Annotated in this window: 16 protein-coding genes; 7 read left to right on the plus strand and 9 right to left on the minus strand. The window is 71.9% G+C overall.

What is annotated here, in order from left to right; genetic code table 11:
• Window positions 1-26 precede the first annotated feature (26 nt).
• From ACFWV8_RS26680 to ACFWV8_RS26690, 3 genes are all read right to left on the minus strand, one after another.
• Window positions 27-680, minus strand: coding sequence for an endonuclease (locus ACFWV8_RS26680; protein WP_384208629.1), 654 nt, complete (start codon window positions 678-680; stop codon window positions 27-29).
• Window positions 677-1099 (minus strand): hypothetical protein, encoded by a 423-nt coding sequence (locus tag ACFWV8_RS26685; protein ID WP_384208632.1) that lies wholly within the window; start codon window positions 1097-1099, stop codon window positions 677-679. Before ACFWV8_RS26685 ends, ACFWV8_RS26680 begins: the two co-directional genes overlap by 4 nt.
• Before the next feature lie 275 nt (window positions 1100-1374).
• Entirely contained in the window at window positions 1375-4050 is a 2676-nt protein-coding gene (locus ACFWV8_RS26690) for a SpoIIE family protein phosphatase (protein WP_384208634.1), read from the minus strand.
• A gap of 167 nt (window positions 4051-4217) precedes the next feature.
• Between ACFWV8_RS26690 and ACFWV8_RS26695 the strand changes: the two genes are divergently transcribed.
• The 5 genes from ACFWV8_RS26695 to ACFWV8_RS26715 all read left to right on the plus strand — a co-directional run bounded on the left by ACFWV8_RS26695 (window position 4218) and on the right by ACFWV8_RS26715 (window position 10814).
• Entirely contained in the window at window positions 4218-6407 is a 2190-nt protein-coding gene (locus ACFWV8_RS26695) for a DUF6351 family protein (protein WP_384208637.1), read from the plus strand.
• Window positions 6404-7312 carry an SMP-30/gluconolactonase/LRE family protein gene (locus ACFWV8_RS26700; RefSeq protein ID WP_384208640.1) on the plus strand — a complete coding sequence of 303 codons (909 nt, stop codon included), beginning with the start codon at window positions 6404-6406 and terminating at the stop codon, window positions 7310-7312. The genes ACFWV8_RS26695 and ACFWV8_RS26700 overlap by 4 nt, the downstream gene beginning before the upstream one ends.
• 56 nt (window positions 7313-7368) lie before the next feature.
• A complete protein-coding gene (locus ACFWV8_RS26705) occupies window positions 7369-9156 on the plus strand; it encodes an ABC transporter ATP-binding protein (protein WP_384208643.1) in 1788 nt (595 codons plus the stop codon).
• Window positions 9157-9279: 123 nt separating this feature from the next.
• Window positions 9280-10287, plus strand: a complete 1008-nt coding sequence (gene ligD / locus ACFWV8_RS26710) for a non-homologous end-joining DNA ligase (protein ID WP_384208646.1) — start codon at window positions 9280-9282, stop codon at window positions 10285-10287.
• Between the two features lie 95 nt (window positions 10288-10382).
• Entirely contained in the window at window positions 10383-10814 is a 432-nt protein-coding gene (locus ACFWV8_RS26715) for a VOC family protein (RefSeq protein WP_384208649.1), read from the plus strand.
• 103 nt (window positions 10815-10917) lie between these two features.
• Here the strand turns inward: ACFWV8_RS26715 and msrA are convergent, their stop codons facing one another.
• Window positions 10918-11436, minus strand: a complete 519-nt coding sequence (gene msrA, locus ACFWV8_RS26720; protein ID WP_384208652.1) for a peptide-methionine (S)-S-oxide reductase MsrA — start codon at window positions 11434-11436, stop codon at window positions 10918-10920.
• 97 nt (window positions 11437-11533) lie between these two features.
• Window positions 11534-12160 (minus strand): NADPH-dependent F420 reductase, encoded by a 627-nt coding sequence (locus ACFWV8_RS26725; RefSeq protein WP_384208654.1) that lies wholly within the window; start codon window positions 12158-12160, stop codon window positions 11534-11536.
• Window positions 12161-12420: 260 nt separating this feature from the next.
• Between ACFWV8_RS26725 and ACFWV8_RS26730 the strand changes: the two genes are divergently transcribed.
• Both ACFWV8_RS26730 and ACFWV8_RS26735 read left to right on the plus strand, forming a co-directional pair.
• Entirely contained in the window at window positions 12421-12849 is a 429-nt protein-coding gene (locus ACFWV8_RS26730) for a DUF2267 domain-containing protein (RefSeq protein ID WP_384208657.1), read from the plus strand.
• A 27-nt stretch (window positions 12850-12876) separates the two neighbouring features.
• On the plus strand, window positions 12877-14001 hold the full coding sequence (locus ACFWV8_RS26735) for an acetate/propionate family kinase (protein ID WP_384208664.1): 1125 nt from the start codon (window positions 12877-12879) through the stop codon (window positions 13999-14001).
• 24 nt (window positions 14002-14025) lie between these two features.
• Here ACFWV8_RS26735 and ACFWV8_RS26740 read toward each other — a convergent pair whose 3' ends face one another.
• The 4 genes from ACFWV8_RS26740 to ACFWV8_RS26755 form a co-directional block, all read right to left on the minus strand.
• Complete coding sequence (locus tag ACFWV8_RS26740) at window positions 14026-14520, minus strand: hypothetical protein (RefSeq protein ID WP_384208670.1); 495 nt, start codon at window positions 14518-14520, stop codon at window positions 14026-14028.
• A complete protein-coding gene (locus tag ACFWV8_RS26745) occupies window positions 14504-14995 on the minus strand; it encodes an RNA polymerase sigma factor (protein WP_329391550.1) in 492 nt (163 codons plus the stop codon). The genes ACFWV8_RS26740 and ACFWV8_RS26745 overlap by 17 nt, the downstream gene beginning before the upstream one ends.
• Window positions 14996-15112: 117 nt before the next feature.
• On the minus strand, window positions 15113-15715 hold the full coding sequence (locus tag ACFWV8_RS26750) for a class F sortase (protein WP_384208676.1): 603 nt from the start codon (window positions 15713-15715) through the stop codon (window positions 15113-15115).
• Entirely contained in the window at window positions 15712-16068 is a 357-nt protein-coding gene (locus tag ACFWV8_RS26755) for a sortase-dependent protein (RefSeq protein ID WP_384208681.1), read from the minus strand. Before ACFWV8_RS26755 ends, ACFWV8_RS26750 begins: the two co-directional genes overlap by 4 nt.
• Between the last annotated feature and the right edge of the window lie 526 nt (window positions 16069-16594).

Genomic DNA, 16594 nt, shown 5'->3' on the forward strand with positions numbered 1-16594 from the left:
CCGGAGCCTGTTCCGCCGGACACGGCCTAGGCGGCGGATCGCGCCTCGCGCAGGGAGTCCTCGACGATGTCGTCGTCCAGTGAGGCGCGGACCAGCGCGGCGGCGAGGGTGGCGGGGCCTTCGTCCCCGGCCAGCCGGGCGAGGCGGGCCGCGTCGTTGCCGAGGCCGAGACGTTCGGCGCCGTGCAGCGCCTTGGTGTCGAAGTAGGGCACCACCTCGGGCCAGACGGCCTGGACCTCGCGCAGGAAGATGTCCGCCCCGACAGGGCCGATCCCCGGCATGTCCTGGAGGAGGTGGCGCAGGATCGGCACGTCTCCGTCGGCCTCGGCGCGCATCCTGCGCAGGTCGCCGTGCCACCGCCGGATCAACAGGTCGGCCCCGTCCGCGAGCCGGGTGGCGGTGCTCTCGTCGTAACGCCGGTAACCACCCCTGCCGAGGGCGTCTACGCGCTGCTGCCAGGTCGCGTCCAGCATCCGGCGGGGGTTGCGCATGCCCGCGTCGCGCAGGGCGCGCAGCGTGGCGACGGCGGTGCCGGCCCGGATGGGGGCGCTCAACAGGAGGGCGAGGACGAGCAGTTGGTACAGGGGCTGGGGGGTGTCACGCAGTCTGATGCCGGCGTCCGCGGCGTAGGTGCCACCGTGGGTGTGGAGCAGTGCGTCTACGACGGTGCGCTGTTTCATCGGAACCTCAGGGGGGTCGTCCGTGCCCCGCGCGGCGGGCCGGTGTTGGTACGGCCCACGGAGCGCGGGGTTCCGTAGGCGCGTCGCCGGGCGGAGCGCCGGATGGCTTCGGCGCGGGCCTTGGCGACATCCGCGCGGGCGTTGGCGGCGTGGATCTCCGCGGCGCGGCTGTCTTTGACGGGGATGCCGGGGATGTCTTCGGCGGGGACGTCTTCGGTGAGAGAGGCGTCTTTCGTGTCCGTTTCCGCGGGTGGTGAGTCCCTGGCCTCCTCCGATGAGGTATCCGTCTCGCCCTCGGCCGGCAGTGGCGCCCGCAGATGCGGCAACAGGAATTCCTCCATACGTCCGAGCCCTACTGTGATCAGCAGCATCAGAGCCGGAAACACCACGGACATCAGTACGGCCGGCAGCAGCCCCATAACCCAGTCCCTTTCTCTTCCCGGCCTTGAGCGCGGCCGGATTGAGCGGTGCCGGCGGGAAAGCGCCGACCTGAGATGCGCGTGGGACACGCGGACAGTCGCTTGCGGGTGGTGCTTCGCTCGCGTATGCCGGGCGGATACCACGTCTGTTGGAGTTCACACTGACGTGCCTGATTCGCACTATCGAGAAGCCTATGGCGTCCGCACGGACCTCGCTCGTCGGCTCCCGTACGGCCCAGTCCGAGTTGACAGACGGCGTGGCCGTGCCGCCGGACTCAGGAGACGCCGATCGGCTGCTCCGTCCAGACGACCTTGCCCTGGCCGCTGTAGCGGGTGCCCCAGCGCTCCGCGAACTGGGCGACGAGGAAGAGTCCCCGGCCGCCCTCGTCCGTGCCGGCCGCCTGGCGCAGATGCGGGGAGGTGCTGCTGTGGTCGGACACCTCGCAGATCAGGCTGCGGTCGCGGATCAGCCGTACCCGGATGGGCCCGGAGGCGTAGCGGATCGCGTTGGTGACCAGTTCGCTGAGGATCAGCTCGGTGGTGAACGCCTCCTCGACCAGGCCCCACTCCGTCAGCCTGCGCGTGACGTCGGCCCGCAGTCTGCCCACGGCGGCCGGGTCGGCGGGAATCTCCCAGTCGGCGACATGCTCGCTGTCCAGTACGCGTGTACGGGCGATCAGCAGGGCGACGTCGTCGCGCGGGGTCTCGGGCAGCATAGTCTGGAGGACCATGTCGCACGCCTGCTCGGGGGTCCGGTCGGCCACGTCGGCGAGGGTGCTGCGCAGGAGCGTCAGACCCTCGTCGATGTCGCGCTGCCGGTCCTCGACGAGTCCGTCGGTGTACATCACGAGGCGGCTGTTCTCCGGCAGATGGACGTCGAGGGTCTCGAAGGGCAGTCCGCCGAGCCCGAGGGGCGGCCCGCCGGGCACGTCGGCGTACACGGCCGTACCGTCCTCGTGGATGACGAGGGGCTGGAGGTGGCCCGCGCGGGCCATGGAGCAGTTCCCGGACACCGGGTCGTAGATCGCGTACAGGCAGGTGGCTCCGGTGACTCCGGCGTCGGCACCGCCGGCGGCCTCGTCCTGGTCGATACGGGCGACCAACTCGTCCAGGTGCCAAAGGAGTTCGTCGGGCGGCAGGTCCAGCGTCGAGAAGTTGTGGACGGCGGTGCGCAGCCGGCCCATGGTGGCGGCGGCGTGCAGACCGTGGCCGACGACGTCACCGACGACCAGCGCCACCCGGGCGCCGGGCAGCGGGATGATGTCGAACCAGTCGCCGCCGACGCCACCGAGTCCGCCGAGACCCGCCTGGGCGGGCAGATAGCGGTAGGCGACGTCGATGGCGTTCTGGTCGGGGAGGCCGCGCGGGAGCAGGCTGCGCTGGAGCGTGACGGCCATGGTGTGCTCGCGCGAGTAGCGGCGGGCGTTGTCGACGCTGACCGCCGCCCTGGCGACCAGTTCCTCGGCGACCGACAGGTCCTCGCCCTCGAACGCCTCGGCCCGCGCGGCCCGCCAGAAGGTGGCGACGCCGAGAATGACGCCCCGGGCCTGCATGGGCACGGTGATCATCGAGTGGATGCCCTGTTCGTCCACGAGCCTCCTGGCCCGCTCGGGATCTGCCTTGTGCCAGCCGGAGAACGCGGCGAGATCCGCGACCAGGATGGGCTCGCCGTTCATGATGGCGTCGCTCATCGGGGTGTGGGGGGCGAAGTGGATCAGCTCGCCGAGCGGGTACAGCGAGGTCTCCACGTCCGGGCCGCTGAAGGCGGTGCGGCGCATGTCCAGCACGACGGTGGTCGGCTCCTCGCCGCGCAGGACGGCCTCGGCCAGGTCGACGCTCGCGAAGTCGGCGAAGTTGGCGGCGGCGAATTCGGCCAGTTCCTCGCAGGTGCGGACGACGTCCAGGGTCGTACCGATCTCCGTGCCGGCGTCGTACAGCAGCCGCAGCCGTTCCCGGGCGACGTCGGCCTTTCCGGTGAGCGCCTGGAGTTCGGTGGTGTCACGCAGGGTGGTCACGCTGCCGGGCGGGCCGCCGTCCTGGTCCGTGGGCCGCTGGCTGATGGCGAGCAGCCGCTGGCCGACGGGATGGACCTCGTCGGTCGCCGTACGGCCGGAGCCCAGCAGCCTCTCGGTGTCCGGGTCGAGACCCAGGGCGGTGATCTCGCGGCCTTCCACGTCCGTCGGCAAGTCGAGCAGTCTGCGGGCCTCGTCGTTGGCGAGCAGCAGTCTGCCGTCGCCGCCGACGATGATGACTCCTTCGCGTACGGCGTGCAGAACCGCGTCGTGGTGCTCGTACATCCGGGTCATCTCGGAGGGTCCGAGTCCGCGTGTCTGGCGGCGGAGCCGTCTGCTGACCAGGGCCGTGCCGCCCATGGTCAGCAGGAGCACGCCGCCGGCGGCGCCGAACAGCAGCGGGAACTCCTCCTCGACCACGGAGCTCACGTGTTTGATGGTGATGCCCGCCGAGACGAGCCCGACCACCTTGCCTCTCGCGTCGAAGACGGGGACGACGGCCTGCACGAGCGGTCCGATGGTGCCGGTGATCTGCTCGGTGACGACATGCCCTTGCAGGGCCGGTTTCAGATTGCCGACGAACTTCTTGCCGACCCGGTTGGGAATCGGATGCGTGTAGCGGATTCCGTCGGTGTTGAGGACGACGATGAAGTCCACGCCCGCGCGTTCCCTGGCCAGCTCGGCGGGTCTGCGGAGGACCTCGGCCGGGTTGGGGTTCTTGAGCGCGGCCTGGATGCCCGGAGAGTTCGCGAAGGTCTCGGCCACGGCGACGGAGCGGTTGCGGGCCTCGCGCTCACTGTCCGAGCGGCCCTGGAGTACAAGCGCGGCGGAGGCGGCGGCGACAAGCAGAACGACGATCGCCACCTGAAGGAGAAAGACCTGGCCTGCGACTGTCCTCATCTTCAGAACGGAGCGCCGGCGGCCGTCGCGTCCGGCCATGAACCCTTTCTACACCTCTCTCAGATGGTGGGCGAGCCGCGAGGGCGGGCAGGCGGTCTTGACCCCGCACCTGGTCCGATGAACCATTTCGCGGGTTCGCGAGTGATGTGTGTGACACGAGTCCACCGGCCGATGTGGCCGGTGAACAGATTATTGGGGGTTCACAGGTGTCCCGTCGGCCCGTTCTCGCGATTTCGATCGCCGCTGGTGCGCTGCTGCTGACCTGTCTGCCGAGTGCCGCCGCCGAGCGGCCGGGCAGCGCGGGGCCCGGCGGCGAGCGGCTCACCATCGGCACGCTGTCGACCAGGCCCTCGGTGGTCACCGGCGGTGAGGTACTGGTGCGGGTCGGGGTCCCGCGGGGCCTGGATCCCGACGATGTACGGATCACCCGCGACGGCACGGACGTCACGGACGCGTTCGCGGGGGATGCCTCCGCGCCCGGGACCCTGACCGGTCTGGTGACCTCCCTGCGCGAGGGCACCAACCGGCTCGTCGCGACCGTCCCCGGCCGGCCCGGCGCGCGGGCCGCGCTGAAGGTTCGGGACCATCCCTCGGCGGGGCCGGTCATCAGCGGTCCGCACGAGAGCCCGTTCATGTGCGGCACGGAGTCGTTCAAGCTGGTCGACGGCTCCACGCTGGGGCCGCCGCTGGACGAGGACTGCTCGATCGCCACCCGGGTGGACCACGCGTACCGCTCCACCGACGGGACCGTGAAGCCGCTGGCCGACCCGGCGAGCCGCCCGGCGGACCTGGCGACGACCACCACGAGCACCGGTGCGCGCGTGCCGTTCCTCATCCGGATCGAGACGGGCACGCTCAACCGGGGCGTGTACCAGATATCCATGCTCGCCGACCCCGCCGCGCCGGAGCCGACCCGGGCGCGGCCGTCCGAGGGGTGGAACGGGCGGCTGATGTACACCTTCGGCGGCGGCTGCCGGGGCGGCTGGTACACACAGGGCACGAACACCGGCGGCGTACTGGACACCGAGATGCTGGGCCGCGGGTACGCCGTCGCCTCCTCGTCCCTCAACGTCTTCGGGAACAACTGCAACGACCTGCTGGCCTCCGAGACCACGATGATGGTCAAGGAGCACTTCGTGGAGCGGTACGGCGTCCCGCGCTTCACCATCGGCTGGGGGTGCTCCGGCGGCTCGTACCAGAGCTATCAGACCGCCGACAACTACCCGGGGCTGCTCGACGGCATCATCGTCGGATGCAGCTTCCCCGACGTGACGTCGGCGACCAACACGACGCTGCTGGACTCCCGGCTACTCGACCACTACTTCGCCGAGTCCGCGCCGGACAGGTTCAGCGCCGAGCAGCAGAGGGCGGTCGCCGGTTTCCGCGAGCGGGCGAGCATCCCGAATCTGAGCGACGGCGCGAAGCGCCTCGACCCGGACGCGGAGTTCCCCGCCGCGCTGCCCGAGGACCTGCGCTACGACGCGCGCACCAATCCCGAAGGGGCGCGGGGCACGGTCTTCGACCACACCGTGAACGTGTACGGGACCGACCCGGGCACCGGCGCCGCGCTGCGCCCGCTGGACAACGTGGGTGTGCAGTACGGCCTCGACGCGCTGAACGAGGGCGTGATCGACAAGCGGCAGTTCATCGACCTCAACTCCCGTGTCGGGGGCATCGACCGGGACGCCGGGTTCACCGCGGGGCGGACGGCCGCCGACGGTACGGCCACCGGGGCGGCGTACGGCACGGGCCGCATCCTGTGGGGCGGCGCCGGTCTGGCCACCACACCGGTCATCGACCACCGCTCCTACACCGACGATCTGCCCGGGGGCGACATCCACATGGCGGTGCACGGGTTCTCCACCCGTGCCCGGCTGATCGCGGCCAACGGCGACGCGGACAACCAGGTGATGCTCGCGGAGGACAACCGCCACGGGTTCAGCCTCAAGAGTCCCGCGCTGCGGTACGCCCTCACGGAGATGGACAGCTGGCTGACGTCACTGACGGCATACGGCTCGCGCGCGGCGTGGACGCCCCGGGACGTGGTGGCGCACAAGCCGGCGGGGCTGACCGACGCGTGCTGGACGAGGGACGCGGAGCCGCGGAAGATCGAGCAGCGCCTCGGCTACGACAACGCGGGCGAGTGCGGCGCGCTCTACCCGGCTTTTCCGACCCCGAGGCTGGTCGCGGGGGCTCCGCTCGCGGACGATGTGATCGCGTGTCGCCGCAAGGCGGTGGATCCGGCCGACTACGCGGTGACGTTCACCGACGGTGAACTCGCGGAGCTGCGTGGTGTGTTCAGGAGCGGAGTCTGCGACTGGAGCAGGAGTGGCCTGGGGCAGCGTCCGCCCACGGACACCTGGCAGAGGCTTTCGGCGAAAGGTGGGGAGCGATGAGTCCGGCGACGACGAGCACGCGGACCGGGCGGCGGATCGAGGTCGCCGTACGGGAACGGGCCACGCTGGGTGAGGGTCCCGCGTGGGATCCGGCGACCGGGCGGCTGATCTGGGTGGACATCCTCTCCGCACGGATTCACACCTTCGACCCGGCCGACGGCCGCCGTACGGTGATGGCCACCGAGCAGCACGTCGGCGCCGCGCTCCCCCGGGCCGGGGGCGGGCTGGTGGTCAACCTCCGTGACGGTATCGGTCTGTACGGCCCCGGCGGCGACTTCTCGTGGCTGGTGCACGACCCGGTCCCGGGCCGCCGGGGCAACGACGCGGCCGTCGCGCCCGACGGCGCGCTGTGGGCGGGCAGCATGCGCTACGACGAGACGCCGGGCGGCGCGACGCTGATCCGGGTGGGGCGTGACCCGTCGGCCCCGGGCGAGTCCGCGCCAGTCGTGACCGACACGCGGCCCGTCACCATCGGCAACGGCACCGGCTGGAGTCCGGACGGGCGGACGATGTACTACATCGACACCCCCACGGGCCGGATCGACCGGTTCCGGGCCGACACGCACTCCCCCGGCGAACCGCTGGTCGACCAGGGCCCGTTGGCGACGATCGAGCCCGGCGCCGGGCACCCGGACGGGCTGACCGTCGACGCGGACGGCTGCGTCTGGGTCGCGCTGTGGGACGGCGCGGCGATCCGCCGCTACACGCCGGACGGCGAGTTGGACCGTACCGTCGAACTGCCCGTCCTGCGGCCCACATCGTGCGCCTTCGGCGGTCCCGGGCTGCGCGACCTCTACATCACCACGGCCCGCGTCGGTCTGGCCGGCCCGCACCCGCTGACCGGCTCGCTCCTCGTCCTGCCGGACGCGGGGCAGGGCGTCCCCGGCACGCCGTTCGCCGGCTGAGGTGGGCGGCCCGGGAGGGGGTTGCACGGCCGCGAGGGGCGGGATTTGCTTGGCACATGCAGCGACCGGTCTCCTCCACCCCGTCATCCGCGGCGCTCGACCACCGCTACCGGGGTGAACATCCCGTACGGACCCTCGGCTATCTCTTCCGTCCCGACCGCCCTCGTCTCGCGCTCGCCGTCCTCGCGTTCACCGGGAAGCACAGCCCGATCTGGCTGCTTCCCCTGATCACCGCGAACATCATCGACACCGTCGTGCAGCACGGCCCGGTCTCCGGCATCTGGATCAACGCGGGCGTGCTGCTCGTGGTCCTGATCCTCAACTTCCCGCTGCATCTGCTCTATGTGCGCTGTCTGGCCGGGAGCGTACGGCGGGTGGGCATGGCGCTGCGGGACGCGCTCTGCCGCCGTATGCAGCAGCTGTCGATCGGCTACCACTCGCGGGTGAGCGCGGGCGTCCTCCAGGCCAAGGTGGTCAGGGACGTGGAGACGGTGGAGCAGATGGTGCAGCAGTCCTCGGACATGGGGCTGGCCGCCGTCATCACGCTCGTCGGCGGTCTCGTCGTGATCGGGGTGCGCGTACCGTCGTTCCTTCCCGTCTTCCTGCTCGTCGTCCCGGCCGCCGGTTTTCTGATCGTGCGGCTGCGCGGACGCCTCCACAGCCACAACGCCGCGTTCCGCCACGAGGTGGAGCGGATGTCGTCGCGCGTGAGCGAGATGACGTCGCTGATCCCGATCACGCGTGCGCACGGTCTCGAAGGCGCGGCGATGGTCCGTATCGACGGCTCGCTGCGGCAGGTGCTCGCGGCCGGGGTGCGGCTCGATCTGCTCAACGGGCGCTTCGGCGCGCTCGCGTGGATCCTGCTCAACTCCCTTGGCGTGGCGTGTCTCGCGGGCTCGGCGCTCGTCGCGTACCACGGTCTGCTGCCCATCACGGCGGGCGACGTCGTCATGCTGAGCGCCTTCTTCACCACTCTGACCACCTCGATGGTGACCCTGCTCGGGCTGGCGCCCGTCATCAGCAAGGGACTTGAGTCCGTACGGTCGGCGGGCGAGGTCCTCCAGGCTCCCGATCTGGAGAGCAACGCGGGCAAGGAGCAGGTCGGTTCGGTGGCCGGACGGATCGATTTCGAGGGCGTGGGTTTCCAGTACGAGGGATCGCCCGACACCGCGGTGGCCGATTTCACCCTCTCCGCGAGGCCGGGCCAGACCATCGCCCTGGTCGGCGCGTCCGGCGCGGGCAAGTCGACCGTACTCAACCTCCTCATCGGCTTCATCCGCCCCACCTCCGGCCGCATCCTGCTGGACGGCACGGACATGGCCTCCCTCGACCTGCGCAGCTACCGCCGGTTCCTGTCCGTCGTACCGCAGGAGTCGATCCTGTTCGAGGGCACGATCCGGGAGAACGTCACCTACGGTCTCGACGGCACGGACGAGGCGACCGTGCGGCGGGCGCTGCGCGACGCGAACGCCCTCGAATTCGTCGACCGGCTGCCGGACGGTCTGGACACCGTCGTCGGACAACGGGGCGCGCGCCTGTCCGGTGGGCAGAAGCAGCGGCTCGCGATCGCCCGCGCGCTGATACGCGACCCCCGGGTGCTCGTCCTGGACGAGGCCACATCCGCCCTCGACACCCGCTCGGAGGCGCTGGTGCAGGAGGCGCTGGCGCGGCTGGTCGACGGCCGTACCGTCTTCGTCGTCGCCCACCGGCTGTCCACGATCCGGGGCGCGGACACCATCGTGGTGATGGAGCACGGCCGGATCGCGGAGGTCGGCACGCACGAGTCCCTGATGACGAGCGGCGGGGTGTACGCGGGCCTCCAGCCGGCGCACCGCGCCTCCTAGGAGGTGTCCGGCTGCCCCGGGCCCGCCCCTAACGGGTGATCAGCCGTGCCGGCAGGCGCACCGCACACCCCTTCCCGGGGAGCCTCCCCCCGTAACCCCTGACACGGAGAGAGGCGAGGCCCGATGAGCAGCCTCCTGGAGACACTGCCCGCCGACGAGCGGCGCAGGCTCGGCGCCGCCCGGTCCGGCGCGCTGCTGGCGTCCGCGCCGATGCTCGCCACGCTGACCGACCGGCGGCTGTTCGGCGACGGCTGGATCTTCGAGCGCAAGCTGGACGGCGTCCGGGTGCTCGCCGTGCGCGACACCTCGGGTGTACGGCTGCTGTCGCGCACCGGGCGCCGGCTCGACGCGACGTACCCGGAGATCGTCGACGCCCTCGCCGCGCAGGAGTGCGCCGACTTCACGGTGGACGGGGAGGTCGTCGCGTACTCCCACGGCCGTACCGACTTCGCCCGGCTCCAGCAGCGGATGGGCATCAGCGACGCCCGCCGGGCGCGGGCCAGCGGGGTGGCCGTCACGTACTACCTGTTCGATCTGCTGCGGCTCGACGGCGCCGATCTCACCGCGATCTCGCTGCGCTCGCGCAAGTCGCTGCTGCGCAGAGCCCTGACCTACCGGGCGCCACTGCGTTTCACCCCGCACCGCAACGCGGGCGGCCAGGAGCTGCTGGACCAGGCGTGCGCCGACGGCTGGGAGGGGCTGATCGCGAAGCGGGCGGCGGGGCGGTACGAGCCGCGGCGCTCGACGGGGTGGCTGAAGCTCAAGTGCGAGCGGGGACAGGAGTTCGTCATCGGCGGCTACACGGAGCCGTCCCGCTCCCGCGTCGGCTTCGGCGCGCTGCTCCTCGGCCACTACGAGGACGGGCGGCTCCGGTACGCGGGCAAGGTGGGGACGGGCTACGACCACGCGACGCTCCTGGATCTCCGCAGACGGCTCGACGAGGCCTCGACGCCCCGCTCGCCGTTCGCCGACGTGATCAGGGAGCGGGCCCCGCACTGGTCGGAGCCCCGGCTCGTCGCTCAGATCGCGTTCACCGAGTGGACACGGGACGGGATGCTGCGGCACCCGCGTTTCCTGGGGCTGCGGGACGACAAGAAGCCGGCGGACGTGGTGCGGGAGAGACCGACGTGAGGGTACGGGCCTTCCGTACAGTGCCCGTGACCAGTTCCCCTGTACGAGACCAACGACGCGACCCGTGACCGCGACGAAGGGCGGAGACACCCCCCATGGCAGACCCCGGCTCCCGCATACCGCGTTTCCATCTCGCCGTACCCGTGGACGATCTCGCCGCCGCGCGCCGCTTCTACGGCGGCGTACTCGGCCTGGCGGAAGGCCGAAGCTCGGAGACCTGGGTGGACTGGAATCTCCACGGCCACCAGTTCGTGACGCATCTGGCTCCTGGCCGCGGCGAGGGCGTGCACAACGAGGTCGACGGGCACGAGGTGCCCGTGCCGCACTTCGGACTGCTGCTGACTCCGCCGGAATTCCACGAGCTGGCCGACCGGCTCCGTGCGGCGGGGACGGTGTTCGTCATCGAGCCGTATGTGCGTTTCGAGGGGATGCCCGGCGAGCAGTGGACGATGTTCCTGCTCGATCCCGCGGGCAACGCGCTGGAGTTCAAGGCGTTCGCGGACGACGCACAGGTCTTCGCGGTCTGAGTCCGGCAGGTGGGGCGGAACAACGGTGTCCCCGATCTCCGGAGGGACCGGTGACGGTCCTGGCCGGCGATCGGGGACGAACGATCAGGGTGCTGGAGCGTGTCTACCGCTCACTGCGGACCGGCAGCTTCCAGCCCGGCCGGACGAAGTGGCACGTGTATCCGTCGGGGTAGCGGACCAGATAGTCCTGGTGCTCGGGCTCCGCCTCCCAGAAGGGGCCCTCCTCGGCCACCTCGGTGACGACCTTCCCCGGCCAGAGGCCGGAGGCCTCGACGTCGGCGATGGTGTCCTCGGCGACGCGCTTCTGCTCGTCGTCGGCGTAGTAGATGGCCGACCGGTAGCTGAGGCCGATGTCGTTGCCCTGACGGTTGAGCGTCGTGGGGTCGTGGATCTGGAAGAAGTACTCCAGGATCTGGCGGTAGCTGGTCTTCTCGGGATCGAAGACGATCTCGATGCCCTCGGCGTGCGTTCCGTGATTGCGGTACGTCGCGTTCGGGACGTCGCCCCCGGTGTAACCGACCCGGGTGGAGATCACCCCCGGCAGACCGCGAATCAGATCCTGCATGCCCCAGAAGCAGCCGCCCGCGAGGATCGCCTTCTCTGTAGCCGTATCCGTAGCCATTTTTTAGTCCCTCCTCTGCCACACACGGTACTGCTCCGACGTGGCCGGAGGCGCCTCGCGCCGAGGCGGAGGCCGAGGCGGAGGCCGAGGCAGGGCATCACGCGATGTGCAGCCGGGCGTCCAGCTCGGTGGCGGACAGCTGTGCGGTGTAGACGTCGGTGCCGGGCTGGTGCTTGCGGCCTCCCCCGCCGAGGTGACCGGCGTTGACCGGGTCGAAGCCGATGTCGCGGATCAGTCCGGCCACGACCGCCACGGCCTCCTCGTCGTCGCCGGAGATCGGGATGGCCAGGCGTTCGGGGTCGCCCTTGGGGCGGCCACGGTCGCGCAGGGCGTCCCAGTAGATCGCGTTGAACGCCTTGACCAGGTTCGAGTCCGTCGCGTTCCGGAGCTTCTCGCTGGAGGTGGTGGAGTCGTCGTCCAGGTCGGGCTCGTGGCCGTCCCGGTCCGGGTAGTAGTTGCACGTGTCCACGACGACCTTGTCGCGCAGCTCGGCGACGGGCAGATCGCCGATGTGCCCGTACGGGATCGACACGACGACCACCTGGCCGAACCGGGCAGCTTCCGCGGCCGTGACCGCCCGGACGGGGCCGTCCATGCCCGCGACCAGCTCCGCCAGCGTCTCGGGGCCGCGCGAGTTCGCGAGGGCGACCTCGTGGCCGATGGCGGCGAAGTGCCGGGCGAGTGTGGAGCCGATACGGCCCGCTCCGATGATTCCGATACGCATGGTGCCTCTCCTGCCTGCGGGGTCGTGGGCCCGTGGTCCCGCTCGTACGGGTCGCCTCCATGGGTAGCCGAATGGCGCCGCCCCAAACTTGCCGGAACGCGGGCCCGGACTCACCCTGAGGCTGCGGGCCGCACCCGGTGCCGGCGGCGACCGCCCGTGTGCGGGCGCCACGCGGGTCCTCGTCGGCGCCCCCGTTCGCGTTCCGCCCGCGGATCCGGGGCCGGGCACCGGGACCAGTGACGTCCGGAGAGGATCACGCCATGCACCACGACGAGATGATCGGCAAGATTCAGGCGCTCGCCCAGCTGCCGGACCGTGGATCCACCGAGCGGGCGACCCAGGCGGTGCTGCGGACACTGGGCGAACGGCTGCCGGCGGGGCTCGCCGACCACGTCGCGGCGCAGCTGCCGCCCGAGCTGGCGGCCGACCTGCGGCGGCCGGCGGAGTTCGCCGTCGCGGAGGGGCGGGGCGCGGGCTCCGGCGAACGGTTCGACCTGGTCGCCTTCACGGGCCGGATCGCGGACCGGGCCGGGACCACGGACGACGCGGCCCTCCGCGAGGCGGCGGCCGTGCTGGAGGTGCTGGACGCCGCTCTCGCCCCCGAGCTGATGAACAAGATCGCCGCCGCGCTGCCGGTCGACATCGGCGCGCTGCTGCCGACCGGGCGCAGCACCGGCGACGTGGGCTGAGAGCAAGACCCGAAAGGAAGGCATGTAGTGGCCCATCACGAGCGTGAACCCGTGCTGGTGGCGGACGCCGGGTCCTCCAGCGTGCATCTGACCGTCTTCGCGAACGACGGCACGGCACTCGCCTCGTACGACGACACGTCGGCGCCGGGCGACAACATGGCCGGGCAACTCCGCGACCTGCTCCGCTACGCGCCGGCGCCCACCGCGGTCGGACACCGGATCGTGCACGGCGGCCCGGAACTGCGGCACCACACCCTGGTCGACGACGAGGTCAGGGACGCCCTCCAGCGCACGTCCGACCTCGCTCCCTCGCATGTGCCGCCGGCCCTGCGCGTACTCGACGCGGCCCGGGAACTGCTGCCGAACGTGCCGCACGTCGCCTGCTTCGACACCGTCTTCCACGCCGGTCTGCCCGCGGCGGCCCGGGAGTTCGCCGTACCCGAGACCTGGCGCGGCGAGTTCGGTGTGCGGCGCTACGGCTTCCACGGTCTGTCCTACGCGTGGGCGCTGGGCCGCACCGCCGAACTGCTCGGGCGGCGGCCGAAGAGCCTGCGGATCGTCATCGCCCATCTCGGCGGCGGCTGCTCGGCGTGCGCGGTGCGTGACGGCGCGAGCGTCGACACCACCATGGGTTTCACTCCCCTGGACGGCCTGGTGATGAGCCATCGCAGCGGCGCCGTCGACCCGGGCGCCCTGACCTGGCTCCAGACCCGGCACGGTCTGTCGGCGCGGGACATCGACGACGCCCTCGACCACCGTTCGGGTCTGCTGGCCCTGTCCGGTACGTCCGGGGACACCCGCGACCTGGTACGCGCCCGCGCGACCGGCGACGAACGGGCGGCGCTGGCGCTGGACGTCTTCACGCACCACTGCCGCAGCGGCATCGCGGCGATGGCCGCGTCCCTGGACCGTATCGACGCGCTGGTGTTCACCGGCGGGATCGGCGAGGACCAGCCGGAGGTGCGCGAGGAGATCTGCGCGGGGCTGGGCATCCTGGGCGTGGCGGGCGGCCTGCTGGTGCCGCCGGAGGACGACGAGGCGCCCGCGTATCTGGTCAGCGCGCCGGAGGCGGAGGTCCCGGTGGTCGTCGTGCCGACGGGCGAGACACGCCAGATCGACAAGGAGACGCGCACGCTGCTGAGCGCTCGCTGAGGTGGCGCTCCCCGTCTGCTGCCTCTACTGCCGTAGCGGACTCTCCGGACTGGGGGCGAGCCCGCCGCGGAACGGGGCGCGTTCGTGGAGGGCCTGGCTGGGAGTCGCCGTCGGGGCACGGGGGACGGGCTCGCGGGTGGGGGTGGTCTCGCGGGTGCGGGCGCTCGGGGCGGGCGCGCTCTCCGGGGGGCCGGTCCTTCCGCTGGGACGCGGGGTGACCTGTGGTGGGGCCGGGTCCGGCGAGGAACGCGTCGCCGACGGCGGGGCGAGCGGGACCGTCGGGGACGCCGGGCCGTCGGACGTCGTCGCGAGGTGGAGCGGCAGTGCGACGAGGGCGAGGGCGGCGCACGAGAGGCCGGCCCCGGCGGCGGTCCGGAGCAGCCGGCGACGGGCGGCACTGCGGCGGATCGTCTCGTACCGGCGGGGCGGTGGGCCGAGGGAGTCGGACGTGGGCCGCAGGATGACAGCGATGGGGTCGTCGGGGTCGAACTCCGGCCCGTCGTCAGCGCGTGTGGTCAAGGCTTCTCCTCAGGTGGGCGCGGAGCAGTTCGCGGGCCGCGTGGAGGTCGGCCTTGACGGTTCCTTCCTTGCGTCCGGTCAGCACGGACACCTCCCGGATCGGCATGTCGGCGTAGTAGTGCAACAGGATCGGGACGCGCAGTCGTTCCGGGAGTGACTGTACGAGCAGACGTACCGAAGGGTCCGCCTGCTCGGTGTGCGGGCTGACCGCGGCTTCGGAGGTGACGCGGCGGATGGCCTTGCGTTCGCGCTCCAGTTTGCGCCAGTGGTCCCGTACGAGGTTGGCCGCGGTGACGTAGAGGAAGCCGCGCGGCTCCTGCACGGACGTCCACCGCGCCCAGAGCCGCGTGAACGCCTCGGAGGCGATCTCGTGCGCCGTCTCGTCGTCGTCGACCAGACGGCGGCACCAGCCGGCGAGGCGCGGGTAGAGGGCGGCGAACAGGTCGGACGCTGCCTTGTCGCGGGACCGTTTCAACGCTCTCCATGGTCGTGGCCGCAGTGGGGGGGGTGGCAGGGCTCACCGGCCCGGCCCCATAGGTGAGGAGTCCGGACCGAGGGCGTACGTTCCCTCGGTCCGGGATCCGGTGGCGCGTCAGGGGCCGTTCGCGGAGGTCATCGTGGCGAAGACGATCACGTTGCCGAGATAGCCGTCATCGGTGCGGGGCCCGCCACAGGTGATGAGCCGCAGCTCCGGGCGGTCCACGTCCCCGTACACGTCGTCCGCCGGGAAGTCCGCCTTGGCGACCTTCCGTACGGAGCTGACGGCGAACTCCGCCGCCGCTCCGTTCTCCAGGCGCGCCGTGACCGTGTCGCCCCGGCGCAGCCGGGCGAGGTCCCGGAAGACCCCGTCGCCATAGGAACCGACCGTGACATGGCCGATGACCACCGACGGGCCGAGCTGACCGGGCGTCGGCGAGTGCCGGTACCAGCCCGCGCGGTCGTCCGCCGTGATCGGTGGCACCCGCATGGTGCCGTCCGGGGCCAGCCCCAGCCCCATGACCGGAGTGTCGACCCCGATGGCCGGGATCAGCAGCCTGACGGGGACGGAGCGCGCGAGGGCCTTCGCGGCGGGAGGTGGTGTGCCGCCGGAGCGATCCTCGTCCGTGGCGGCCCGCTCCGCACCGGGGCCGCCGCAGCCCACCAGCAGCGAGGCCAGCGCGGCGGCGGTGAAGGCGCGCCTGGAGGGCGGGGTCACGCCCCGGTCGCTCGCCGACGGCGTACGACGTAGACCGCCGCACCGCCCGCGACGAGGGCCGCGGCGCCGGTCCCGATCAGGGCGCTGTCGGTACCGGACTTGGAGGCAGCGGGCGCCACTCCGGTATTGGGCGCGCCCTCCGGTACGACGGCGACCTGGCTGGGCGTCCTGGTCCTGGCCGGGGCGGGGACGGCCTGCGACGGCTCGGCGGGGGCGGGGGCGGCCTCCCGGGTCGGGCGGGTGCTGGGGACCGGGGTCGCGGTCGGGGCGGCGGCGTCGGCGAAGGCGGGCACGGTACCCGCCAGCACGGCGGTGCTCGCAAGTGCCATGGCACTGAGGACAGTTCGGCGCATGAGTCGCTCTCTTTCATCGTCCGCCCGAACGGGGATTCGGCGGGCGGGCCTACAGATCGGGAGGAGAGACGAGCCGGGGACAGGACGGGTTGTAAAGGACTGGCAAAGCCACGAAGGGCCGCCCGGCGGGGGCTTCGCGAAGACCCGTGGCCACGCGTCTTCTTGGCGGCCGGGACCTCGACGTTCGTGATGATGCCGATGTTGCGGCCGTCCGCTCACGACGCCTGGCACGCGCCCTCGCGGCGTCGCCGGGGTACGTCCCGTACGAAAAGCGATCCGAAGGATCCAGCACGATCGCACCGCGCGGGCTCTTCGACTCCGCCGCGCGATCGAGGCACCGACGAGCCATCACCCGCCTTGAGGGGAGGGCGGTGCCCCCCTCAGGGGGGCGGACGCCCGCCGGGGGTGAACCCCGCCCCGGGGGGTAAGCCCCCGGTCTCCCCCCCAAAGTTACGGCGCCCACAAGAGCCGAACGCGCCCGCCCCCCAGGATCACGCCCCCCCCCCGGCCCCCAAGGCGCCCCCCC

The organism is Streptomyces sp. NPDC058665 (genome assembly GCF_042714995.1).
GTDB lineage: Bacteria > Actinomycetota > Actinomycetes > Streptomycetales > Streptomycetaceae > Streptomyces.

Excerpts from the sequence above, each read along its gene's own strand:
- ACFWV8_RS26680 (WP_384208629.1), bottom strand. The coding sequence starts at position 680 with ATGAAACAGCGCACCGTCGTAGACGCACTGCTCCACACCCACGGTGGC.
- ACFWV8_RS26685 (WP_384208632.1), bottom strand. The coding sequence starts at position 1,099 with ATGGGGCTGCTGCCGGCCGTACTGATGTCCGTGGTGTTTCCGGCTCTG.
- ACFWV8_RS26690 (WP_384208634.1), bottom strand. The coding sequence starts at position 4,050 with ATGGCCGGACGCGACGGCCGCCGGCGCTCCGTTCTGAAGATGAGGACA.
- ACFWV8_RS26700 (WP_384208640.1), top strand. The coding sequence starts at position 6,404 with ATGAGTCCGGCGACGACGAGCACGCGGACCGGGCGGCGGATCGAGGTC.
- ACFWV8_RS26705 (WP_384208643.1), top strand. The coding sequence starts at position 7,369 with ATGCAGCGACCGGTCTCCTCCACCCCGTCATCCGCGGCGCTCGACCAC.
- ligD (WP_384208646.1), top strand. The coding sequence starts at position 9,280 with ATGAGCAGCCTCCTGGAGACACTGCCCGCCGACGAGCGGCGCAGGCTC.
- ACFWV8_RS26715 (WP_384208649.1), top strand. The coding sequence starts at position 10,383 with ATGGCAGACCCCGGCTCCCGCATACCGCGTTTCCATCTCGCCGTACCC.
- msrA (WP_384208652.1), bottom strand. The coding sequence starts at position 11,436 with ATGGCTACGGATACGGCTACAGAGAAGGCGATCCTCGCGGGCGGCTGC.
- ACFWV8_RS26725 (WP_384208654.1), bottom strand. The coding sequence starts at position 12,160 with ATGCGTATCGGAATCATCGGAGCGGGCCGTATCGGCTCCACACTCGCC.
- ACFWV8_RS26730 (WP_384208657.1), top strand. The coding sequence starts at position 12,421 with ATGCACCACGACGAGATGATCGGCAAGATTCAGGCGCTCGCCCAGCTG.
- ACFWV8_RS26755 (WP_384208681.1), bottom strand. The coding sequence starts at position 16,068 with ATGCGCCGAACTGTCCTCAGTGCCATGGCACTTGCGAGCACCGCCGTG.